Annotated in this window: 24 protein-coding genes and 1 pseudogene; 12 read left to right on the top strand and 13 right to left on the bottom strand. The window is 41.3% G+C overall.

The features are described from left to right. Positions 1 to 162: 162 nt before the first annotated feature. The gene (locus M8E35_RS11255) at positions 163 to 429 is read right to left on the bottom strand and encodes a hypothetical protein (RefSeq protein ID WP_229250748.1); all 267 of its coding nucleotides are present in this window, start codon (positions 427 to 429) and stop codon (positions 163 to 165) included. Positions 430 to 1,323: 894 nt separating this feature from the next. On the opposite strand from M8E35_RS11255, the gene M8E35_RS11260 reads away from it, so the two are divergent. Both M8E35_RS11260 and M8E35_RS11265 read left to right on the top strand, forming a co-directional pair. Then, positions 1,324 to 2,610 (top strand): 3-isopropylmalate dehydratase large subunit, encoded by a 1,287-nt coding sequence (locus tag M8E35_RS11260; protein ID WP_252469095.1) that lies wholly within the window; start codon positions 1,324 to 1,326, stop codon positions 2,608 to 2,610. Between the two features lie 15 nt (positions 2,611 to 2,625). Beyond that, positions 2,626 to 3,150, top strand: a complete 525-nt coding sequence (locus tag M8E35_RS11265) for a 3-isopropylmalate dehydratase small subunit (protein WP_252469097.1) — start codon at positions 2,626 to 2,628, stop codon at positions 3,148 to 3,150. A gap of 298 nt (positions 3,151 to 3,448) precedes the next feature. On the opposite strand, the gene M8E35_RS11270 is transcribed toward M8E35_RS11265, so the two are convergent. The 4 genes from M8E35_RS11270 to M8E35_RS11285 all read right to left on the bottom strand — a co-directional run bounded on the left by M8E35_RS11270 (position 3,449) and on the right by M8E35_RS11285 (position 4,644). Next, positions 3,449 to 3,676 (bottom strand): hypothetical protein, encoded by a 228-nt coding sequence (locus tag M8E35_RS11270; protein ID WP_252469098.1) that lies wholly within the window; start codon positions 3,674 to 3,676, stop codon positions 3,449 to 3,451. 209 nt (positions 3,677 to 3,885) lie between these two features. Beyond that, positions 3,886 to 4,074, bottom strand: coding sequence for a hypothetical protein (locus M8E35_RS11275; RefSeq protein ID WP_252469099.1), 189 nt, complete (start codon positions 4,072 to 4,074; stop codon positions 3,886 to 3,888). 67 nt (positions 4,075 to 4,141) lie between these two features. Further along, complete coding sequence (locus M8E35_RS11280; protein ID WP_252469101.1) at positions 4,142 to 4,378, bottom strand: DUF2922 domain-containing protein; 237 nt, start codon at positions 4,376 to 4,378, stop codon at positions 4,142 to 4,144. 41 nt (positions 4,379 to 4,419) lie between these two features. Next, positions 4,420 to 4,644 carry a DUF1659 domain-containing protein gene (locus M8E35_RS11285; RefSeq protein ID WP_252469103.1) on the bottom strand — a complete coding sequence of 75 codons (225 nt, stop codon included), beginning with the start codon at positions 4,642 to 4,644 and terminating at the stop codon, positions 4,420 to 4,422. A gap of 279 nt (positions 4,645 to 4,923) precedes the next feature. Here M8E35_RS11285 and M8E35_RS11290 point away from each other — a divergent pair, with 279 nt between their 5' ends. Beyond that, the gene (locus M8E35_RS11290) at positions 4,924 to 5,736 is read left to right on the top strand and encodes a DUF3102 domain-containing protein (protein ID WP_309446459.1); all 813 of its coding nucleotides are present in this window, start codon (positions 4,924 to 4,926) and stop codon (positions 5,734 to 5,736) included. 214 nt (positions 5,737 to 5,950) lie between these two features. Here M8E35_RS11290 and M8E35_RS11295 read toward each other — a convergent pair whose 3' ends face one another. The 4 genes from M8E35_RS11295 to M8E35_RS26905 all read right to left on the bottom strand — a co-directional run bounded on the left by M8E35_RS11295 (position 5,951) and on the right by M8E35_RS26905 (position 8,400). After that, complete coding sequence (locus M8E35_RS11295) at positions 5,951 to 6,973, bottom strand: anti-sigma factor domain-containing protein (protein ID WP_252469107.1); 1,023 nt, start codon at positions 6,971 to 6,973, stop codon at positions 5,951 to 5,953. A gap of 5 nt (positions 6,974 to 6,978) precedes the next feature. After that, positions 6,979 to 7,707 carry an RNA polymerase sigma-I factor gene (sigI, locus tag M8E35_RS11300; RefSeq protein ID WP_252469109.1) on the bottom strand — a complete coding sequence of 243 codons (729 nt, stop codon included), beginning with the start codon at positions 7,705 to 7,707 and terminating at the stop codon, positions 6,979 to 6,981. Between the two features lie 194 nt (positions 7,708 to 7,901). Continuing rightward, entirely contained in the window at positions 7,902 to 8,144 is a 243-nt protein-coding gene (locus M8E35_RS26900; RefSeq protein ID WP_373887437.1) for a C40 family peptidase, read from the bottom strand. Continuing rightward, a complete protein-coding gene (locus tag M8E35_RS26905; RefSeq protein ID WP_373887438.1) occupies positions 8,080 to 8,400 on the bottom strand; it encodes a C40 family peptidase in 321 nt (106 codons plus the stop codon). Before M8E35_RS26905 ends, M8E35_RS26900 begins: the two co-directional genes overlap by 65 nt. Before the next feature lie 255 nt (positions 8,401 to 8,655). Here M8E35_RS26905 and M8E35_RS11310 point away from each other — a divergent pair, with 255 nt between their 5' ends. The 3 genes from M8E35_RS11310 (at position 8,656) to M8E35_RS11320 (ending at position 10,584) form a co-directional block, all read left to right on the top strand. Continuing rightward, positions 8,656 to 9,621, top strand: a complete 966-nt coding sequence (locus M8E35_RS11310) for a PepSY domain-containing protein (protein WP_252469111.1) — start codon at positions 8,656 to 8,658, stop codon at positions 9,619 to 9,621. A 276-nt stretch (positions 9,622 to 9,897) separates the two neighbouring features. Next, the gene (gene dsrJ, locus M8E35_RS11315) at positions 9,898 to 10,308 is read left to right on the top strand and encodes a sulfate reduction electron transfer complex DsrMKJOP subunit DsrJ (protein WP_252469113.1); all 411 of its coding nucleotides are present in this window, start codon (positions 9,898 to 9,900) and stop codon (positions 10,306 to 10,308) included. Between the two features lie 102 nt (positions 10,309 to 10,410). Next, positions 10,411 to 10,584: a DUF1540 domain-containing protein gene (locus M8E35_RS11320; RefSeq protein ID WP_252469115.1), complete on the top strand. Its 174-nt coding sequence runs from the start codon at positions 10,411 to 10,413 to the stop codon at positions 10,582 to 10,584. A gap of 374 nt (positions 10,585 to 10,958) precedes the next feature. Here the strand turns inward: M8E35_RS11320 and M8E35_RS11325 are convergent, their stop codons facing one another. Then, positions 10,959 to 12,584: a nitrite/sulfite reductase gene (locus M8E35_RS11325; RefSeq protein WP_252469117.1), complete on the bottom strand. Its 1,626-nt coding sequence runs from the start codon at positions 12,582 to 12,584 to the stop codon at positions 10,959 to 10,961. A 201-nt stretch (positions 12,585 to 12,785) separates the two neighbouring features. Continuing rightward, a complete protein-coding gene (locus M8E35_RS11330) occupies positions 12,786 to 13,466 on the bottom strand; it encodes a GGDEF domain-containing protein (protein ID WP_252469119.1) in 681 nt (226 codons plus the stop codon). Between the two features lie 332 nt (positions 13,467 to 13,798). Between M8E35_RS11330 and M8E35_RS11335 the strand changes: the two genes are divergently transcribed. From M8E35_RS11335 to M8E35_RS11355, 5 genes are all read left to right on the top strand, one after another. Continuing rightward, complete coding sequence (locus M8E35_RS11335) at positions 13,799 to 14,314, top strand: hypothetical protein (RefSeq protein ID WP_252469121.1); 516 nt, start codon at positions 13,799 to 13,801, stop codon at positions 14,312 to 14,314. Positions 14,315 to 14,514: 200 nt separating this feature from the next. Then, positions 14,515 to 14,913 carry a hypothetical protein gene (locus tag M8E35_RS11340; RefSeq protein ID WP_252469123.1) on the top strand — a complete coding sequence of 133 codons (399 nt, stop codon included), beginning with the start codon at positions 14,515 to 14,517 and terminating at the stop codon, positions 14,911 to 14,913. Between the two features lie 213 nt (positions 14,914 to 15,126). Next, complete coding sequence (locus M8E35_RS11345) at positions 15,127 to 15,465, top strand: metal-sensitive transcriptional regulator (protein WP_252469125.1); 339 nt, start codon at positions 15,127 to 15,129, stop codon at positions 15,463 to 15,465. A gap of 64 nt (positions 15,466 to 15,529) precedes the next feature. After that, positions 15,530 to 18,109 (top strand): heavy metal translocating P-type ATPase, encoded by a 2,580-nt coding sequence (locus M8E35_RS11350; RefSeq protein ID WP_252469126.1) that lies wholly within the window; start codon positions 15,530 to 15,532, stop codon positions 18,107 to 18,109. A 16-nt stretch (positions 18,110 to 18,125) separates the two neighbouring features. Then, positions 18,126 to 18,344 (top strand): hypothetical protein, encoded by a 219-nt coding sequence (locus tag M8E35_RS11355; RefSeq protein ID WP_252469128.1) that lies wholly within the window; start codon positions 18,126 to 18,128, stop codon positions 18,342 to 18,344. A 71-nt stretch (positions 18,345 to 18,415) separates the two neighbouring features. On the opposite strand, the pseudogene M8E35_RS11360 reads toward M8E35_RS11355, so the two are convergent. Both M8E35_RS11360 and M8E35_RS11365 read right to left on the bottom strand, forming a co-directional pair. After that, a pseudogene (locus M8E35_RS11360) lies at positions 18,416 to 18,526 on the bottom strand (ATP-binding protein); the annotation flags it as partial. 194 nt (positions 18,527 to 18,720) lie between these two features. Continuing rightward, entirely contained in the window at positions 18,721 to 19,107 is a 387-nt protein-coding gene (locus tag M8E35_RS11365; RefSeq protein WP_252469130.1) for a hypothetical protein, read from the bottom strand. A 320-nt stretch (positions 19,108 to 19,427) separates the two neighbouring features. Between M8E35_RS11365 and M8E35_RS26710 the strand changes: the two genes are divergently transcribed. Continuing rightward, positions 19,428 to 19,943, top strand: a complete 516-nt coding sequence (locus M8E35_RS26710) for a rhodanese-like domain-containing protein (RefSeq protein ID WP_252469132.1) — start codon at positions 19,428 to 19,430, stop codon at positions 19,941 to 19,943. Positions 19,944 to 19,984: the final 41 nt, after the last annotated feature.

Consider the following 19,984-nt stretch of genomic DNA (forward strand, 5'->3'; position numbering starts at 1 on the left):
TGGGATATCGTTTACATTTCAATTGAGTGTTCTTGGTTATTTAGACACAAAAAGCAAACGCAAAGCCCCTGATCGTAATGATCAGGGGCTTTGCATGTAATTTTAAGTAACAATAGTTTCTCTGAGGAGGCTATAAAATATGACTGCTAGGGTCTGAACTTATCAAGTAATTATATAACGCTTCCATGGAATTCTGTGGGGATCTACCTTTGCAAGAAATTTGACGATATCTTTTCGCCCATAATAAGCAGGTTTTCCTTCCGCGTTTTCGCCCATTAAGATGATTGGCATACCAGGAAAAATATGACGATAAGCATCTCTTGCTGCTTGAGTCTCAACGCTGCTCTTGATTATATGAGGTTTAACTACCACAATAGCAAAAGTAATATCCTGCTCCTTAACAACGGCGCCATCGATTTGATAACTCATAATATCACCCCCTTAATGAAAAAAGATTTGGTATTTTATGTCCAACTAACAAAATTCGACATAAAAAGAAAAACCCCTGTTAATTAAAAATATTTAAAGAGGTTGCGAATCGAGTAGCCCATGTTGCTTAACTCATGCCTACTCTTCAAATCGCAGATTCTATCATACATTTCCATCTGGCTTACATATCGTTTAGTGTTGCAGGTCTAGCATGTCCAAGTTCATCATGGATAAATCATAGATAGGCGCTATTCTTGTAATTTTGCTTTATGTATAATAAAGCTGGAGGGGGACTTCATATTTAATAGGAAAGTTCTAGCTTCGAGTTTGGCAATATGCCTGTCAAGTATTCTTGTCACAGGAGGTTCAAGTTCCCTACAGGAGGAATTCCAATGTAAAAGGCCTAGGCGTTAAACCTAGGCCAGTTTCTTTAACCTGCTACTGGTGCAGGTACAGGGATTTGTCCGACGGGCCATAACCATGGAGAAATTAACAGTAATAATGCGACTATAAACGCCAAAAATCCTAAGAGTCCAATTAAAAACATTCTACGTCACCTCCCCATATATAGGATCCAATAAGATGAGAAGGTTCTTGATATAAACTATTCTATTCAGCATGTCCGATGAATGTTCGTTGATTTCATCTCCTAGATTGATGAAGATTTGAAGGAACTTGCAAAGAAAGTAGACAGGTACTTCAAAACAAGGAATGACGTGACAAGAAACGGACAATAAATTGTTGCATATCATACACGAAAAAGATGCTTTGAGAGCAGGATTTAATATGTTGTTAAAAATATCCCTTTTATACTGCAAGGATTTATTATAGAATGGGAATAGAAGGTTTAAATAATCAGCAAAAAATTATTTTTAAGATAACAAGGAGAAGAAAATGGGAAAAACAATAGCTGAGAAAATATTTGATGCACACAGGGTAAACATGCCGTTTCCTGATACCCATGTATTAAAATTGGATAGGGTTTTCTGTCACGAGATTACCACACCGATTGCTATCACAGATCTAATGGCAAGGGGAATGGACAGGGTCTTCGATCCCACAAAGATAAAAGCTGTCATAGACCATGTAACACCTGCAAAAGATTCTAAAACTGCTGAACAAGGAAAGATACTGCGCGATTGGGCTAAAAGGCATGGTATCAAAGACTTTTTTGACATTGGAAGAAATGGTGTTTGTCATGCAATATTCCCGGAAAAAGGATTTGTAAGACCGGGTTATACAGTTATCATGGGGGATTCGCACACATGTACTCATGGAGCGTTTGGAGCTTTTGCTGCAGGTGTCGGAACCACTGACCTTGAAGTAGGTATATTTAAAGGTGTATGTGCCTTTCATTTTCCGAAAACCATTAAATTTGTGCTTAATGGCACCTTAAAACCAGGGGTTTATGCCAAAGACTTGATACTTTTTATTATTAAAAAACTGACGGTTAATGGTGCAACTAACATGGTCATAGAATTTACCGGACCGGTTATCGATGCAATGTCAATGGAATCACGTATGACATTATGTAATATGGCAATTGAAGCCGGAGGCACTTGTGGAATATGCTATCCGGATATGACAACAGTGGAATACCTATGGGAATTCATTAAAGACGAATTTAGCACAAGGGAAGATGCTTTGAAAGAATACTCAAAATGGATTTCCGATGCGGATGCGTCCTATGAAAAAGTGTATGAATATGATGTTACTAATTTAGAACCAATGGTAACTTTCGGGTTCAAACCAGACCAGGTAAAAACAGTCAATGAAATGGCAGATACAAAAATTGATCAGGTTTATATAGGAAGTTGTACCAATGGTCGTATAGAAGATCTGAGGATTGCTGCAAGTATCCTCAAGGATAAAAAAATAAGTGATGATGTTCGTGCAATTGTGAGCCCTGCAACTCCGGATATTTACTCCATGGCCTTAAAAGAAGGAATAATTGAGATTTTCCAGAACGCTGGTTTCTGCGTTACAAACCCAACATGCGGGGCTTGTCTTGGCATGAGTAATGGGGTTCTTGCTAATGGTGAATCCTGTGCTTCTACAACAAACCGAAATTTTAATGGCAGAATGGGAAAAGGCGGTACGGTTCATCTGATGAGTCCTGCTACTGCTGCAGCTTCAGCTATTGTAGGAAAAATAACCAATTCACAATTTTATAAAGCGTAAGTATCGGAGGGAAAAATGAAAGAATTTAGCGGAAAAGTCTTATTCTTGGATAGAAGTGATATCAATACCGATGAAATCATTCCGGCAAAGTATCTTACTGAAATCACTAAAGAGGCATTGAAACCATATTTATTAGAGGATTTGTCTCTCGCCGGATTTAACACTAAAGAAGATATTAAAGACAAAGCTGTGCTTGTAACAAGAGCGAATTTTGGTTGTGGTTCTTCCAGAGAGCATGCTCCATGGGCGTTTGAAGTAAATGGAATCAATGTAGTGATTGCTGAAAGTTTCGCAAGAATATTCAGACAGAATATGTATAATTGCGGTATGTTTGCCATTGAATTACCTAAAGATAAGATCGAATATCTTTTTGAAAACTTCGCGGGGAAAGAGACTTCAATAGCAATTGACATTGATAAAGAGAAGATCATTGTAACTTCATCAGATCAATCAGAAGAAATTGATTTCAAAGTCGGCGAGTTTGACAAGACACTTGTTAAAGAAGGCGGCTGGGTTGGTTACGCTGATAAAAACTATTGATTAATTAAGGCTAGTTATTTATTGTGCTGTATTGCCTTAAACCTGCTTAACCATTTGGTTTTGCAGGTTTTTTTATTATTAGTAAATGTGAAGAAGTTACAAAGAATTGGGTAAAGAAACGGAATTGTCCTTTAATGTTTTAGAGGTTGACTGGAACAGAATCAAGTCGTGAATGTTCGGGCGGCAGTGTAGACAACATTAAACGCCGAAATCAGTTCATTTCTGAATGATTTCGGCGTTTAATAGCAGTTACTCTAGATTTGTTATAAATGAAAGCCTTGGAAGATGAAGATTTTATTTAATTATAATTTGAAACCATAACAATAAAAGTATAGAAGAATAAAAATGCGATGATTATGCTCACCGAAATAATCGCTCTTTTACCATCTTCTTGGTCTTCTTTTGCAGCACTATAGTCGTACCATGTCCTTAAATAAATGATATCAGCAGTTTCTCTTACGGCGGCCTTAAAGTTCCCATTTAATTTCTTGTTTCGGTTATCAATTACATAATATCTTCCTCTCATAAGCTTCTCTCCTTTTTAGATGAATATGTAAGGGCACCTTCGCAAGTTTAGTATCTCGCTACCGAAGGATTACATTTCTTTGTCTTAACCTCATTTTACGATATCTCATTTCCTCCTTCTTCTCAATAAATAAAGTTCGCTAAGAATTCTGAATTTCCTGCTTTTCTACAATATTAATTGTTTTGCGACTATTTAGGGATTTATGATGTTCATAGATGAATCTTTTGTTGTACTGAACCGTCTGCCCATCGACAGCGGTCTTCGAGATCCACCCGAATAAAGCAGAAGAATTTTTTAAGCATTAGCTTAGGAGGATCACTGCCTGGTTTCTGCTCAAATTCGGAATCGATTCCGAATTTGAACTGCCATGTTTGGAGCCGGGCCAGGTTTTTATCCATAAGAGCGGCCCTTGGGCCGCAAAATCAACAGCCATCGGCAGGTGAGGCATTTCCCCTCTGGCAGGCTTTAATATATGGGCGGATCATACAAATCGGTTGTTGTTGAATCCGTTATTTTTATATCTTTTTTGCCGATCAATTCGCCGCCGGTGGTGACAAACATATTTTTTGAAATGATGAGGTCCATAGCGGCCTCAGCTTCCGCTGCGGTCAGGTCTGCCCGTGGTGCCGGCAGCGTAAGGGTAAATGTGCTCCCCAATGTTGTAACAAAGGTCAGCCGAAGGGTCTTCTGAGTATTTGCCATACCAATACCCCCTCTCCTCGTATGATCGATTGAACAGGGATCTATTCCTGAGCCAGGTCAAAGCGGTTATTCCGGGTTACGGATACCAACGGGTATTCCAGCAAATCGAATAATGTGGTTGCTACTTCGTAAAGATCCTCATCGGACACGTCCATCTTCAGCCCGGAAAAGCTTTTTTGCCGGAAAACCGGGGAACCGTCGGCAGTCATACCGATCTGATAACGGACAACCATCTCGGTTTCCACCCCTGACGAAATGATAGGCATTTATAATCCTCCCTTATTCTGGATTTCACTGGTCAAGCCTTGGTTTGTCCTTCTTATCATATGCACCTTGTCCGGCAGGGGTTACCCTTGTCCAGGGTATTTATGACAAAATAATGGCAAAACCGTAAAGTGCCTATGCACTTTATGGTCTTGCCATTATTTTCTCACAAGTGAGGGCTTGAACACATAGGCTATGAGTAAGGTTGTTCAAATCCATCTTCTCTTATGGGAGCTTTTCCTCCGGAAAAGCTTATGAATAAGCAGAGGAGCTCGAAGATCATGGCGAAGGGAATAAGCGAGCGGACGCCGCAGATTATCGCGGCCGAAATTAACAGTATTAAAGATCAGACCGGCAGAATGCTGCTTTACAGCTCCGTCGAGATCGGACGGCGCCTGACGGAGGCCAAATCCATGGTCAATCATGGAGAATGGGGGAAGTGGCTGGAGAACTCGGTGAGTTACTCTCAAAGCACGGCCAATAAACTCATGCGCCTCTTTGAAGAGTATGAGGCCAAGCTCACCGCCGGACAGGACAGTTCAAATTCGGAATCGATTCCGAATTTGAGCTACACTCAGGCGATTATCCTTCTGGGAATTCCCGAGGAGGAACGGGAGTCCTTTATGGCAGAGCATGATGTGGCGAGTATGTCGACCCGGGAGCTTAAACAGGCAGTCCAGGAAAGGGACCAGGCCCTTAACGAAAAAGCGGAGCTTCAAAATACTCTGACCGCCAACCAGGGTGCAGTCACGGAAATAACCTATGAGCGGGATGAGTTGAGAAAACAGGCCTCAGGTCTCCAAGCGGCCATCCACACGAAAGAGTTAACCATCAAGACTTTACAGGAGAAACTGGACTCAGCCAAGGAGGGCGAGGCTTCAGCTGGGAAAATCGCCGCCCTGGAAAAGGATATCAAAGCCACCCGGATCAAGTTGTCCGCCAACAAAGTCAGCTTTCTCTACAACAATATCGCCAAAGAATTCGAAGAGTTGCTGAAGGAACTGACTAAGCTGGCTCCGGCGGACCCGGAAGCTCATGAAAAGTATAAGAGTGAGGTTAGCGGTTTTATCGGGAAAATAGCGGAGAGACTGTAAGGCAGCGGGCCCAGGTGCAGGCAAGAGGATGTCTCACAAGAGCATCCTCTTTTTGATATCTTCCTCCATGTTCGGCCGAGTACTTGAGAAATCACTCTTATTGATTATTTCGATCTAGTTTTCACTAAGGGAGCATAGCGTCTCTGCCTTTTATTTCAATACAGAACATTGTTAAACATGGGCGTTATTAGTTGACTTTGTCAATGCACAGTACTTAACGCTTCATTTGATGTTCTCTTAAGCCATCTGAGTTATCTGGGTTACTTTGCATGGGTATTGGCATAGATTCTGAAGAATTACTGCTTTTATGTTGGCTGCCAGGCATAGTGTATCCTGAGGATATTGAATCATTGTTGAGTAAGCTTTGATTTGATCCTCCTGAATTGGAGGAATCATTTGAATGAGTATTCTCACCGATCATCGGATTTCCCATTGAGTCGGGCATCTCCTCTTGCATCCCGACTTGGTGAGAAATAGCCATGCTTTCTGTCGGGAAAAGTGTGGTTAAGGTTGTATTTGCCTCAGCCAACATATGAAGGGCATCCTTAGGATTAGAACCATCTGCAGTTACAATCAAGCCCTTCTCCTGAATCCGCTTGTAAATCTGATACTGATTCACACTCATTCCAAGACTTTGAGCCGCTTTACGGGTATCTTCATCTGTTCTACTAACCATCATGTATGCAGAAATGTTCTCTTCAAGCATATGGCGCTCTATAGATTCTCGGAGTCTGGTCTGATCGATAACATCTAATGGTTGGTCTCCTACGGGTATAACACTAGTTAGAATCAGGGTATTTGCTTGATTAAAGACTCCATGTTCATTCGCTTTATCAATAATCAAGTCTACTGCAGTGTAAATGTCCATCCCTTGAAGTTGTAAGTTCGATGGTGAGTCCTGAGTTTCATCAATTACCTTAAGAACTTTTGCATTTCCGTCAATTAATAATTCCATACTAGAATCCATATCCAGCACAACAGCTGCTACAGCATTATTAGCTCCTGAGACTAAGTTGAAGACACTTAGAGACAAGGCGAGTAGTAGAATTGCAGCGATTGAACCAAATTTGATGAGTCTATGACTTAAAGGTTTATGAACAGGTAGCTCGATATCAAGAACCTGCCCCAGGGTAGGAGTAGCCTTCGGCGTTTTAATTTCTAAATAGTCACCACTTTCAGTATAAAGAATGGTGACTTTTTTTGATATCTTCATGACAATGCCAGTCGTTTTTTTCATTATGGCTAACTCCTCTCTTTGACTATAGAATCTACCTGTGTAAACCCTTTTAAAGACACGAATTCGGGGTCTGATAGGATTAAAGCTGTCGCGATTAGATATTTCCTGCCTCTTTCTAGAACCTTTCGCTTCACGCCTGTTAAGAGTTCCAACTCTTTGAGAGGTAAAAGCTTAGTTTTAGTTAGTTGCATTAATAAATTTGGGTGCTCACAAAGCTCTTGGGCTACTCTCCAGAGAGTAGCCTTGCTGTCTCTATGCTTCGGGGAAACTTCCACTAAGTCTTCCAATTTTATTCCATACTCGGCTAAAACTGTCGTGTAGATTTTTACAGTTTCGGAAAAATTACTATTTTGTTCTTCCTCCTTATAGTGTTTAAACGACGATGCTGACTCATAGTCATAGAGATTATCTTCCTCAGCCTCCAATGGAGTAAGAGAGAGTACTTGATGTTTAGACTCTTTGCGAAAGTAGTCTATCAGTCGTCTTGCAATAACTGTTTTGGAAAAACTGTAGAAAGACGCTTTCTGGTCAGGTTTATAACCGTCTATAGCTTCATTAAAAGCAAGTAGAGCAATGCTTAACTCCTCATCATGTCCCCAAGTCAGATAGCGTTTACAGAGTTGGGAGCTAACTTTTACAATAAATGGTTTGTGATTTTGTATAAATTCCTCTCTAATTAGTACGTTTCCTTTTTTCGCTAGTAGTAAAGATTGCTGAATCGTTAGTTCTGGCACTTCAACCCCTCCACTTAATAGATTGTTTTCGTATACTTATCGGTAATTTTGGGGGGTACCCGATGAAAAAGTTAATGGAAATTTTCCTGCCTACCCCTGCTTAGGATAAAAGAAGGCTCAGACCATTATTAAGGGTCTGAGCCTCTTAGACATCTCGCTAAGTTTAAAAAGCCAGTCAATCTTGCCTAAAATGACTAAAATACTCGCTTGGCGCCAACGTATACAGATTTCCAGTAGGGACCAAGATTGTAAACGGTAACACCTTTAGAACTGGAAGAGTTGATAAACTGACCGTTTCCTATATAGATGCCATCATGGTCGACATTCCCGTTTTTTGCCATGGAAAAGAAGACTAAGTCCCCCGGCTGGAGGTTATTGAAGGCCACCCCATAAATATGGAACACCCATATACTTTTTTGCAGTAGAGATAATAGCATTTACCTTCTCTTGACGGGGTTGGGTATTATTCGACTGGCCGTCTTTAGTAATATAAAGAGAGTTGAGTTGCTTACCAGTAATTGGACCAACGATTCCATCTGAGCTCAAGGTTTGAGCAGTTTGGAAAGCTTTTACTGCTGCTTGAGTATTTGATCCAAACCTTAATAAGGTATCCCCCACTGCAGCCTGAACTGTTTGGGCAGGTGCCAGCATTAGAAAAGCACCAAGAATAGCTAAGCTAATTAGTTTTTTCATTAACAATGACAGCTCCTTTCGTTGTTGCAAGTTGTCACCCAACTAGCTCAAGGTACCATTTCTTTATGAACTTCCTATGAAAGACCTATGAATTTCTTGTGAATTAGTGGATTAATAAACTCAGTCTGGCTCTCCTTCTTCATAAGAAATTCACAACTCATTCACAGCATAATCGAATTGATCCAATATACTTTGAGCCATGAAGACAAGGCTGCTTTGAAAGTGGTCTTGGGTAAACTTTAAGGAGGTAAAGATATGAAAAAGACAAAATGGATCGTAGGACTCTCAATTGTAAGCTTAGTGGCGCTTTCGGGTACGGCGTTTGCACTAAATTCAGGCTCGGTTGCAGCAAAATCTGTAGGACAGACCCTCGGTTATGTACCGGTGGTGGCAACAACTCAGATTCAAGAAACTACTCCTCAGCTCTCAACATTAACGCTTTCTTCCACAAATAATAACCCGGATTCTGTTTCTACTCCTGAATTAGATGGATATAGTGGTAGCTACGGCATGATGGGGGCCCAGGGTGTTAACGGATATGGCGGTGGCTACGGCATAATGGGGGGCCAGGGTGGCTACGGCATAATGGGGGGCCAGGGTGGCTACGGCATGATGGGGGGCCAGGGTGGCTACGGCATGATGGGGGGCCAGGGTGGCTACGGTATGATGGGGGGGCAGGGTGGTTATGGCATGATGGGTGGAGGCTATGACGCTAAAAGCCTGGGAGTTGATCTCACCAACGGTGAAGTTGCCTCATCTGATCAAGCCGTGGCAATTGCAAAAGCTTACGCACAGAAGATTAACCAGGACCTTGTTATTTCCCAGCTCCATGAATTTTCAAATGTTTATGGGGTAGAGTTTAATGAGGGAAGGACAGGGGCTAAAGCCTACGAAGTTATGGTTTTCAAGAATGGGGGACGGATCATAACTGACATGGGGCCAAATATTATGTGGAACACAAAATATGGACATATGAATTGGGGAAACGATGGAGCCGTTACAGTTAGCGAAGAACAGGCTACTAATAACGCTCAAGAGTTCGTAACCAAAATGGGACAAGGATACTCGATCGGAAAACCCGAACTAGCACCGGGGTATTATGAATTTATGGTTCAAAAAGATGACAAGGATTATGCGGAACTTGATGTAAATGGATATACGGGGCAAGTCTGGTTACAGAATTGGCAGGGACCAATTATTCGATCGATTGAAGTTAAATAATGAGGTTATTAAAGTAATTCCCCTTTTGTCTATACAGAAGGTTTAAGTAAGTACCGTAAACATATAAAAAGCGGCTGAGGAGTCAATCCTTAGTCGCTTTTATGTTAACTCTTAAGGCTATGCCGATCCTTGGATCAAATCATTTTACATAATAAATCACACATTTAGAGATAATATGTCAAAAGTGAGTGGCTAAAAGAGACGTGGTACTAGGTTCTGTATGAAATTTGAGTTATGGGCTAAGGCATCTCCACCTCAAAAGGAGGGTATTGGATATTGTTCAAAGGAAGAAGAATAATTGCGGGGCTTATATTCGTTGTTGCTTTACTGAGCATTCCTCTCTTTTATAATTTAGGGAAATCTAACAAGGGGCCTGTCATAAATTTGGATACTCCAGCTATCCGGCAACTAGAGGTTAAGGAGTGTATTGAGTCAACGGAATTTATGAAGGCTAATCATATGAAACTTCTGTACCAATGGAGAGAAGAAGGCGTGCGTGAGGGCAAAACGGAGTATATTAATAGTAAAGGGAAAGAATACAGACTTAGCTTTCAAACGTGCTTGAACTGTCATTATAAACCAGGAGTAAAAACGTCGGAGCAATTTTGTGTTTCATGTCATAATTACGCTGCTGTAAAACCGAATTGCTGGGAGTGTCATTTGCTGCCGGACCCTCATACTGAATAACGTGTTTTTTAGTGGTAAGAAGGATACATAAATTAAATTCATAAAATCATTTTCGTTAGACCAAAATACTATAGAACTTAAAAACAAAAGAGGAATGTTTACATGACTGGACGCGCTCAAAAAATGGCTCAACCTAACAGTGGGATCAAATGTATCGTAAATACATGCCATTATTATGGTTCAGGGGATCATTGCCATGCAGATAAAATTGAAGTTCAATCCCCAAATGCAAAGAGCACTGAAATGACTGACTGCGCAACGTTTCTACCCGAGTAATTAATAGAGTAAACATCACCATTTACGCATAAGTTATAGATATCGTTGAGAAAAATGGCTCTCTTTTATTGCATAAGAGAAAGCCATTTTTCTTTTTGTTGTTCCTTGTTGGAATTTATGATGGTTTTGAATTTTAATTCCTCATTATGAAGATGGGATGTAGCGAAATTAGTTTCGTTATATCCCATCTTCATGAGAAATTCACAACTTTTTCATGGGAAAATCGTATAGCCTTACTCACAGCTCCACGTTCTACTTGGTTAAGAGAGGTACTGTAGTAACCTGGGTGACCTGTTGCTCCAATAATGTTGGAAATACAAATGCATTGAGTAGCATCAGAATCATCATTGCTAGTGAACTCTAGTGGGTACTACCTAAAAACAAGCTAATTTGCTTGGGGATTCTATATAGGGATTAAGAAGTTCCTGAAAGGTTTCAGTTCCGAGCCTTGAAACAAAATCATTGAATGACTCTTGGAAATGTCTTTGAGTTTTGTAAAAGTTGATAAAGTCCTCTAGAACTTGGTGAACTCTGTCGGAGGGGATCACGCCTTGGAGCGTGGTTGCAAATCCTGTACTCATTCCGAGGCTTCCTCCAATGGATAGTTCGAATTTCTCGACGGCCTCACCATTCAGCTTCTCTATCGTACCTCTTAATCCAATATCAGCAATTTGTAAATGCCCACAGGAATTAGGACAGCCATTTACATGGATTCGAAGTGGAGTATCTAACTTAACCTTTTTATCAAGAGTTTGTGCCAATCTCAAGGCAAACTCTTTTGTTTCGACTAAAGCCAAAGTACAGAATTCCTTTCCAGTACACGAAACCGTGTATCCCACAAAGGGCTTTGGATATGGTGTAAAACGCCGGATAATCTTTTCCGCTAGGAGGGCCGCTATATTTTCAGTTGGTATATTAGCAAGTACTAGATTTTTCGAAAGACACGTCCGAATGGAACCATCTCCGTACTTATCGGCACATTCCGCAACTTCAAGTAGATCTTCAGCAGATAACCGACCTAGAGGTACGGATAACCCCACATAGTTGAGCTCTGATTGTTTTTGAGGATGAACACCGTAAAAATACCCAGCATTCCAGCCACGAGTTAAGTCAATTCCAGCTGTTTCAAGAGGGCCAGTTAGTTTCAAAAGTTCAGTTTCAAACTTAGCTTTTCCCCAATCCGCCAAGAGAAATTTAAGCCTCGCGTGTCGACGATTCTTTCTATAACCATAATCTCTAAAAAGAGTTGTAACAGCAATTGAAACTTTTAACACTTCACCAGGATGTACAAATAGATTCAACTTCTGGGCAAGATAGGGTTGTGCTGATAAACCTCCGCCCACATAAACATGAAATCCGTAACGTTCATTTTTGCCATCTTTTTTAATCGCCGGTGTGAATGCTAAATCGTTGATCTCAGCATGCCCAACGTTATAAACATTTGCTGAAATCGAAATTTTGAACTTTCTCGGGAGATTTGAAAACTCTCTGTTTCCCTGAAAAAATTCGGAAACCTCCTGTACAAGCTCCCGAGTATCGATTGTTTCATTAGGATCTATTCCCGCAAGTGGATTCCCTATAATTGTTCGTGGACAGTCTCCTTCGGACCCGATGGTTTGCAAGTCAACTTTATTCAAGATCTTCATAACCATAGGGATAGTTTCTATCGTGAGCCAATGAAACTGGAATGCCTGACGAGTTGTCAAATCGAGAATTCCTCGACCATAATCTTTGGCGATTGTTGCTAAGACACGGGCTTGATCAGAATTCATAACTCCACTGGGGATTTTCACTCTCATTAGAAAATATCCTGCATTCCGTGGTTTTTGAACATTGACTCCTGCCCATTTTAAGAGATTACGTTCTTTAAGATCAATGGATTCAAATCCGGATTTTTGGTACTTCGGAAGTCTTTCAACAATATCTAAGCCATCATTTACTAGCTTTAGCTTTTCAAAGTCGTTGAGTTCATTATAGTCAGTTGTCCATACTTTATTCAAAATAATACCCCCTAAACATAGCAAATTACTTGGATATAAATATACAATCAAGGATACTATAACTATGAATATTTGTCTATAGATAGGTATTTAGTTATTGACACAAAATAAGGGCAGTCTCAAAATAGAAACGGATTTTAGTTTCTATAATTTGAGACTGCCCCTTCAACTTAAATTGATTCTGTCTATCAATCTGTAAAATCAAAAACACACCGTACAGTTTTTTCCTGAATTTTTCGCAAGCAATAATGCAGCATCCGATTTCTCGATTACATCCTGTACAGATTCTCCATCTGTTGGACAACTTGCTACCCCTAGAGAAATTGTTATCTGTGGATATAGGTTATTATTTAATTCACTAACTCGGGTGCGTATATTTTCAGCAATTTCCTTAGCAATTACTTTAGGGCAATTCTTTAGTAAAACCACAATTTCCTCTCCGCCATATCGGTAGGCTATATCCTCGGTTCGTACTGTTCTTTTGATTGTTTGACTGACTTTACGAAGAACTGTATCCCCTATTTTATGGCCATATTGATTATTAAAAACACGAAAATTATCAACGTCGATAAAAATCACAGAATAAATCGGTACATCTATCTTTTCTAATTCTAAATTAAACGCCCTGCGATTATACAAACCCGTTAGATTGTCAATAACAAGCTGGGACTTCAACGTCTCTGAATGATTTTTAAGTTCAGTGTATTTGTAGAAATACCAGTGTGCAAATAGAAAATTTAACATTCCGAATCCGAGACCCAATATAATACTCTGAACTAATAGACTATTAAAAAGTGACATTGAGATTTTATGAATAATCAACGCGTACATAATACCAATGCCCGTCATTCCACCGAATAAACCTAGTTTGAATATGCTCATCCTCATCCTCCTTTACATATTATTCTCGTTTTATTTCAGTATTCCCTCTAATTTTGGCATATTCTAGCTTAATTCTTAGTAGCTGAATCGTTTGACACTTAAACCTCTCCATTTAATAGATTTTCGTATAAGTATCGGAAATTTCAGGGGGTACCCTGTGAAAAATGCTTATCATAGAATTTCTTAACCTACCCCTCGATAATTAAACAGGTGGACGAATATATTGGTGATCCAGGAGGTGATCGCTAGATTGAAAGAATCTCAAATTGGATCCGTATTAGATCTATCAAGCAAACACCAATAGATGTATTTTGAAAGGATTTGAATGAATTATGATGAAGAACAAAGCTTTAATGGTTACACTATCAATGGCTATGGTATTGGGATTAGCGGGGGCTGTAAATGCTACTACAATTGGCAGCAATACAACCAATATGCATCCAAAGACTACGTACGCACAGGCCTATATGGATAACAATGATGTAACAAGCACGGAAGTGGAGAAGGTAGAAACCACTCAGCCAGATCAAACAGTTCCCTCCCAGACAGATGTCTACGATCAAATGATGAGTTCCAACCCTACCATGAATAACCAAATGCAAAACATGGTGACCGATCCTCAGATGCAAAACATGTCCGAAAATGCTCAAATGCAGAATATGCCTATGGATGACCAAATGCAAAATATGCCAATGAATACCCAAAGAAATGGCCAGGTGAATAATCCCAAACACATACAAGGAATGGCCGGAACAAACAATTCGAACAATGCTAACGCTTCTCAACAGCCTGCCCAAAAATCAAGCAGCCAGAACAGGATGGGGTCCATGGGAAGAATGGGAAGATAAATCTTCATGAAGCCGAATAATCTTAGCTTAGGCTAATAAAAGGCTCAGACCGTATTAAGGGTCTGGGCCTTTTAGACATGAGGGATATCCCCCCTATAACTGTTTCAATGGGGGCTTCATGAGAAATTCACAACTTTTTCATGAGATCCTCGAATCAGAGAGTTACACTGAGGATGTAGAAGTTGCTAAGGAGGTCACATATGAGCAAAAGCGAAGTAGTTCAGGACGTAAAAAAGAAGAGAGGCATAATCAAAGCAATTGGTTCAGTTCTGTTTGCAATTATAGCGTCTTCGCACCACTGGGTTCATACTCTTTTGATCGCATTGGGTCTAACCACTCTAAGCTCAGGTCTATTATCTCTATCTCCGTCAACAAAGATTATCTTTCTACTAGTTTCCCTTGTTATTTCGGCGTGGTTTATACGTGTTGCAAAACGTAAGTGGAGTTATGACCGTCCTGCTGCGTGGGTGTATCTTATATCTTCTATTATCTCGATTATTTTGGTTATTACATCCTTGCCGCAAGCGATATCAGCCGTCATACCACCATCTCAGCAACAGCAGCAGACGCAACAACAGAAAGATATCCACGGACATTAATGTTCTTAGGGTCTAAAACTTCCGCTCATACTGACACATCCATTCTGTCAAATTAGGGTCTCTTCACAAGAAATTCACAACTAATTCATGAGTTTATCGTATTTGGGGATTATTGTAAGACATAAGATTAATCCACGAGTGAGTTTGAGCATTTTTTTTTGTTAAGGCAAATAGGGTACCCCTCTATAGTATATTCGAATTGGTGGTGAGTGAATGAATAATCCGGTAAAAGATATTTCTATTGATTGCAAGGATCTGAACCAAGAAGGAGGCAAACCTAGGAGCCATCATGACGAAAAGACAATCCGACAGCTTGTCGCCCGGATGAACCGAATCGAGGGTCAAATACGGGGCATTAAAGGAATGATCGAGCGTCAAACTTATTGTGATGACGTCCTGAATCAGATAGCCTCGGCCCAATCTGCCCTCGACGGGGTCTCGAAGTTGCTTTTGGAAAAGCACATGAAATCATGCGTAAGGGAACGGTTGGAAAGCGGTGACACTGCGGTAGTGGATGAAGTCTTAAAAACGGTGTTCCGGATGTTGAGATAATCTTTGGTAGATAATATAAAGCGAAAGGAATCTGAAATCAGATGGTTGATTGGAGGTACAAGTTATGAGTGAAACGATAAGAAACGAACATCTTGCACAGGTAAGTTTACCGGTACAGGGTATGAGTTGTGCAGCTTGTGTGGCAAAAGTTGAAAAGACCTTAAAAACCATGACCGGTGTGCAAGAAGTTCATGTCAATTTGCTTTCAGGCAAAGCTGCTGTGACTTATGAGAGTAATCAGGCAGGAGTACCCCAGATGGTAAAAATGATTCAAGACATCGGTTACGAAGTGCCGGAGGAGGAAGTTTTGCTCACTGTGCGGGGTATGAGTTGTGCAGCTTGTGTTGCTAAAGTTGAGAAGGCCGTTAAGGGAATGCCAGGAGTAACCTCTGTTGTCGTTAATTTACCGGCCGAGTCAGCTAAGGTAAAGTTTTATCCCGGTGCTGTGGATAAAACTCGGATCAAAAAAGAGATCCAAGCCTTGGGATATGAGGTTAGCGAAAAGGTGACAGGTCAAGAAGCTTTAGACCGGGAGAAAGAGGCGCGGCAAAAGGAATTCCGGTTCCAAACTCGCAATATGTGGATTGCTTGGCCTTTGGCCATGTTGGTGATGATTGGCATGTTCCGAGATATGTGGATCTTTCCTTATTTTGTCCCAGAGTTTTTAGGTAACGTGTATGTCCTTTGGGCCTTGACCACACCAATAGCCTTTATACCCGGGTGGCAGTTTTTTAAACACAGCTGGAACGGATTAAAACGTGGCGCAACGGATATGAATTTACTCTATGCAACCGGGATTGGTGCTGCCTATATTATTGCGACAATCAATACCTTCTGGCCCGATGCCGGCTTCGGCGGACGGGGAGCGACCTTTTTCGAGTCAGCCGCTTTACTTACGGCGTTCATCGTTTTAGGTCGCTTTATGGAAGCGCTCACCCGGGGTCGGACTTCGGAGGCAATTCGCAATCTGATGAGTTTACAGGCTAAAACCGCTCGAGTAATCCGTAGTGGTGAAGAAGTAGAGATCGCCGCCGATGAGGTGAAGATCGGGGATATCGTGGTTGTGCGACCAGGGGAGAGCATACCCGTAGACGGTGAAGTTACGGAAGGTTATTCAGCAGTCGATGAAGCGATGATCACTGGAGAAAGTATGCCAGTGGAAAAACGAGCTGGGTCCCAAGTCACAGGTGCCACGATTAACAAGACGGGTTCGTTTAAATTCAAAGCAACAAGGGTTGGTAGCGAAACTGCTTTGGCCCAAATCATAAAAATGGTGGAAGACGCTCAGGCTTCCAAGGCGCCCATCCAAAAATTAGCCGATTTTGTAGCAGGCCATTTTATCGCTGGAGTGCATATCCTCGCTTTGATCGTCTTCTTCTTCTGGTTCTTTATCGGTTACGGGGCTTTCTTCACACCAACAAGCCAGTTTATACTCTCACCCTATAGCTTAGCAGAAGTCGGTGTCTTTGGTTTTGCACTTCTCTTGTCAGTGACGACCTTGATTATTTCTTGCCCGTGCGCTCTCGGCTTGGCTACACCCAGTGCCATTATGGCAGGTACGGGTAAGGGTGCTGAAAACGGTATTCTATTCAAAGGGGCTGATGCCGTCGAAGCGAGCAGCAAGCTTAATGCAGTTGTTTTCGATAAGACCGGTACTCTGACGAAAGGAGAACCCTCGGTAACTGACGTGTTTGCGACAGAGGGCTTTGATCGGGATGATATTCTCGCGCTAGCAGCGGTCACTGAAAAACCGTCTGAGCACCCTTTAGGTGAAGCTATCGTACGGGGGGCTAAGGGAGAAGGATTGTCGGTTGGAGATGCCGATGATTTTGAAGCTATACCTGGACACGGTGTGCGGGCGACCTATCAAGGACAGATAATCTTGTTAGGAAACCGTCGTTTGATGCAGCAACAAAATATTGATATCGGAAACCTAAGTGAGAAGATGGAGCAGTTGGAGGAAGAAGGAAAGACAGCCATGTTAATGGCTGTTGATAATAAGGCTGCCGGAATTATCGCAGTGGCTGATATCCTGAAAGAAAATGCAAAAGTGGCCGTAGAGCGCTTGCAACAGATGGGTGTACAAGTAGCCATGATTACCGGAGATAACCAACGGACGGCTGAAGCCATAGCTCGACAAGTGGGGATTAAGACAGTACTGGCCGAAGTCTTGCCCAAAGATAAGGCTGCAGAAGTGATTAAGTTGCAAGAGAAGGGCCTAAATGTGGCCATGGTTGGAGATGGGATTAATGATGCCCCAGCCTTAGCTCAGGCCAACGTGGGGATTGCGATTGGATCTGGAACAGATGTTGCCAAAGAAACAGGCGACATCATCCTCATCAAGGACGATATCCGCGATGTGGTCGGAGCCATTGAAATCGGACGGGCTACCATGCGCAAGATCAAACAGAACTTGGTATGGGCTTTCGTGTACAATATCACGGGAATTCCCTTAGCTGCAGGTATCCTGTATCCTTTCACAGGGTTTCTAGTTAGTCCGGAACTTGCTTCCTTCTTTATGGCTATGAGTTCGGTATCAGTGACGATTAACACGCTTCTCTTAAAGCGTTACCAACCATCATTTCGGAGGGAACAGGTAAAAACCAGTATGCCCCCAGTGCCTCAACCACAAACAGCACGCTAAGGGAGGAGGTCTTACAATGAACGATTTAGAATCAAAAGCCGCTAGGCAGGCTTCCGTGGTTTATATTGCGCTTTCACTGACTATAACCCTTATTTTTCTGGCCATCACTTTAGTGAACGGAAATGCCTATACTTCTGTGGCCCGGGTCGGGGGTATGATTTGGGTTTTCATTCTGAGCATGATTGTCTTCATGCCGATCGTAATTCCTGTGGTGAAGAAAAGGATAATGGGATAAGAGCGTGGATACTTGAGTCGTAGTTAGTGATGATACAAGTCTAGGTTTTGTAAGTAAAGAAATGGTCTGTACCCAGTTCCCCCCGTCTCACGAGTTCGGGATTTATCGGCACGGTAAAATCGTTCGAAGATCAAAGGGAGATCTTCCTCAGAAATGCCTATTCCTGTGTTCTTGATGCTAATATTAGTGGATTTTAATACACCACATTCGTTTACTGCTCCAAGTACATCACGCCAGCATAAACAGGGATCAAGACGGCACTTTCGGCCTTCTGCCGGAAGAAAGCGAAGTCATAAGTATTAGTTCTATAATACAAAAAGCAATTAACCCTTTGCGTACAGCAAGGGGTTAATTGCATGTAAAAAAACATTGCTTGCTATTTTTTCTCCGTTAGTCCCTCCAGAAACAAAGCTAATTTGTATTTAAGGTTTTCCTTGAAAGGGATTTGTGAACGGCTAGTTATAGCTGATTGGATCAGGCCCATGAACATCTCAGTCACTATTTCAATTGGAATAGTGACTCTAAATTCTCCATTTTCCTGCCCTTCCTGAATAACATTTACTAAAAGGTCTTTAAACTCCGGACCATGTGGCGGTTGTATTGGTGATAGTGACTGGTTACGATATAATTTAAATAATTGTTGATTATCTTCAAATATCTTACCTAAAATCAATAAAATTTGAGAGATTTTTTGTGGAGGATTAATCGATGATTGGTTCAGTTCTTCTAGCGATCTTTTAGCCTCACTGATTTTTTGTGCCAAGGCATATTTGAGGATATCCTCTTTAGATTGAAAATAGTTATAAAAAGTACCTATAAATTAAATTAATGAATAATTCCTTTCTGTATGAAAGCTTTGCTTAGGGTTTCATCACTGGCACTTTGGTTTGCTAAACTCCCATTTAAGGATGATCGAACAGCTCATTGAATTTATTTGCGGATCAGCATTATTCATACGGGCGGTTCGGTAAATATGTTTATAACTAAAAAATAATATGACAACATAAATAAATGGTTATTGACAGCATGATATTTAACTGTTAATCTGTTTTTGTAAATGAACAGACATAGGAGGAAAATAGAGTGAAAAAGATTTCAACGGTTGCAATTTCTTTAGCCTTAGGACTAACTCTCCTTTTAACAGGCTGTGGATCGAGTATCACAGCGAACAAGACCAGTGCGGAGAATAAACCTGCAGAATCTGCAGCAGCGAGCCAAACTGCTCAGCCCGCTCCGAAAGCCATTAAGGATTGGAAATACTATAGCGCAGATCAACTGAAAGAGGCAATCGAGAAGAAATCCCCCCTTCAAATCGTGGATATCCAAGTTGAGGCTGAATATGATGCACATCATATCAAAGGGGTTATCCCAACCTATGCTTATCCAGTAAAAACAGAGGAAGAGAAAGCGAAGCTCGCTAAAATTCTTCCCCAACTTAAAGCGTCTAAAGATCCCATCGTAATTGTTTGCCCTGCAGGTAAAGGGGGAGCCGAGCGTACCTATCAGTATCTTTATGATCAAGGAATTGATGAATCGCGTTTGTTCACCCTCGAGAAAGGCCAAAGCGGCTGGCCTTATAGTGAGTTACTTGAGAAGTAAGTCGATTCGAACCCTTCCAGCCGTTAATGGAGGGGTTCTTT

The organism is Desulfosporosinus nitroreducens (assembly GCF_023897015.1).
Taxonomy (GTDB): domain Bacteria; phylum Bacillota; class Desulfitobacteriia; order Desulfitobacteriales; family Desulfitobacteriaceae; genus Desulfosporosinus; species Desulfosporosinus nitroreducens.

Coding starts and splice junctions, on each gene's coding strand:
- M8E35_RS11310 (WP_252469111.1), top strand. CDS start 8,656: ATGAAAAAGACAAAATGGATCGTAGGACTCTCAATTGTAAGCTTAGTG.
- M8E35_RS11260 (WP_252469095.1), top strand. CDS start 1,324: ATGGGAAAAACAATAGCTGAGAAAATATTTGATGCACACAGGGTAAAC.
- M8E35_RS11280 (WP_252469101.1), bottom strand. CDS start 4,378: ATGGCAAATACTCAGAAGACCCTTCGGCTGACCTTTGTTACAACATTG.
- M8E35_RS11330 (WP_252469119.1), bottom strand. CDS start 13,466: ATGAGCATATTCAAACTAGGTTTATTCGGTGGAATGACGGGCATTGGT.
- M8E35_RS11265 (WP_252469097.1), top strand. CDS start 2,626: ATGAAAGAATTTAGCGGAAAAGTCTTATTCTTGGATAGAAGTGATATC.
- M8E35_RS11350 (WP_252469126.1), top strand. CDS start 15,530: ATGAGTGAAACGATAAGAAACGAACATCTTGCACAGGTAAGTTTACCG.
- M8E35_RS11270 (WP_252469098.1), bottom strand. CDS start 3,676: ATGAGAGGAAGATATTATGTAATTGATAACCGAAACAAGAAATTAAAT.
- M8E35_RS11340 (WP_252469123.1), top strand. CDS start 14,515: ATGAGCAAAAGCGAAGTAGTTCAGGACGTAAAAAAGAAGAGAGGCATA.
- M8E35_RS11335 (WP_252469121.1), top strand. CDS start 13,799: ATGATGAAGAACAAAGCTTTAATGGTTACACTATCAATGGCTATGGTA.
- M8E35_RS11285 (WP_252469103.1), bottom strand. CDS start 4,644: ATGCCTATCATTTCGTCAGGGGTGGAAACCGAGATGGTTGTCCGTTAT.
- M8E35_RS26905 (WP_373887438.1), bottom strand. CDS start 8,400: ATGAAAAAACTAATTAGCTTAGCTATTCTTGGTGCTTTTCTAATGCTG.
- M8E35_RS11290 (WP_309446459.1), top strand. CDS start 4,924: ATGGCGAAGGGAATAAGCGAGCGGACGCCGCAGATTATCGCGGCCGAA.
- M8E35_RS11275 (WP_252469099.1), bottom strand. CDS start 4,074: ATGGATAAAAACCTGGCCCGGCTCCAAACATGGCAGTTCAAATTCGGA.
- M8E35_RS11295 (WP_252469107.1), bottom strand. CDS start 6,973: ATGAAAAAAACGACTGGCATTGTCATGAAGATATCAAAAAAAGTCACC.
- M8E35_RS26900 (WP_373887437.1), bottom strand. CDS start 8,144: ATGCTATTATCTCTACTGCAAAAAAGTATATGGGTGTTCCATATTTAT.
- M8E35_RS11355 (WP_252469128.1), top strand. CDS start 18,126: ATGAACGATTTAGAATCAAAAGCCGCTAGGCAGGCTTCCGTGGTTTAT.
- M8E35_RS11320 (WP_252469115.1), top strand. CDS start 10,411: ATGACTGGACGCGCTCAAAAAATGGCTCAACCTAACAGTGGGATCAAA.
- M8E35_RS11255 (WP_229250748.1), bottom strand. CDS start 429: ATGAGTTATCAAATCGATGGCGCCGTTGTTAAGGAGCAGGATATTACT.
- M8E35_RS11345 (WP_252469125.1), top strand. CDS start 15,127: ATGAATAATCCGGTAAAAGATATTTCTATTGATTGCAAGGATCTGAAC.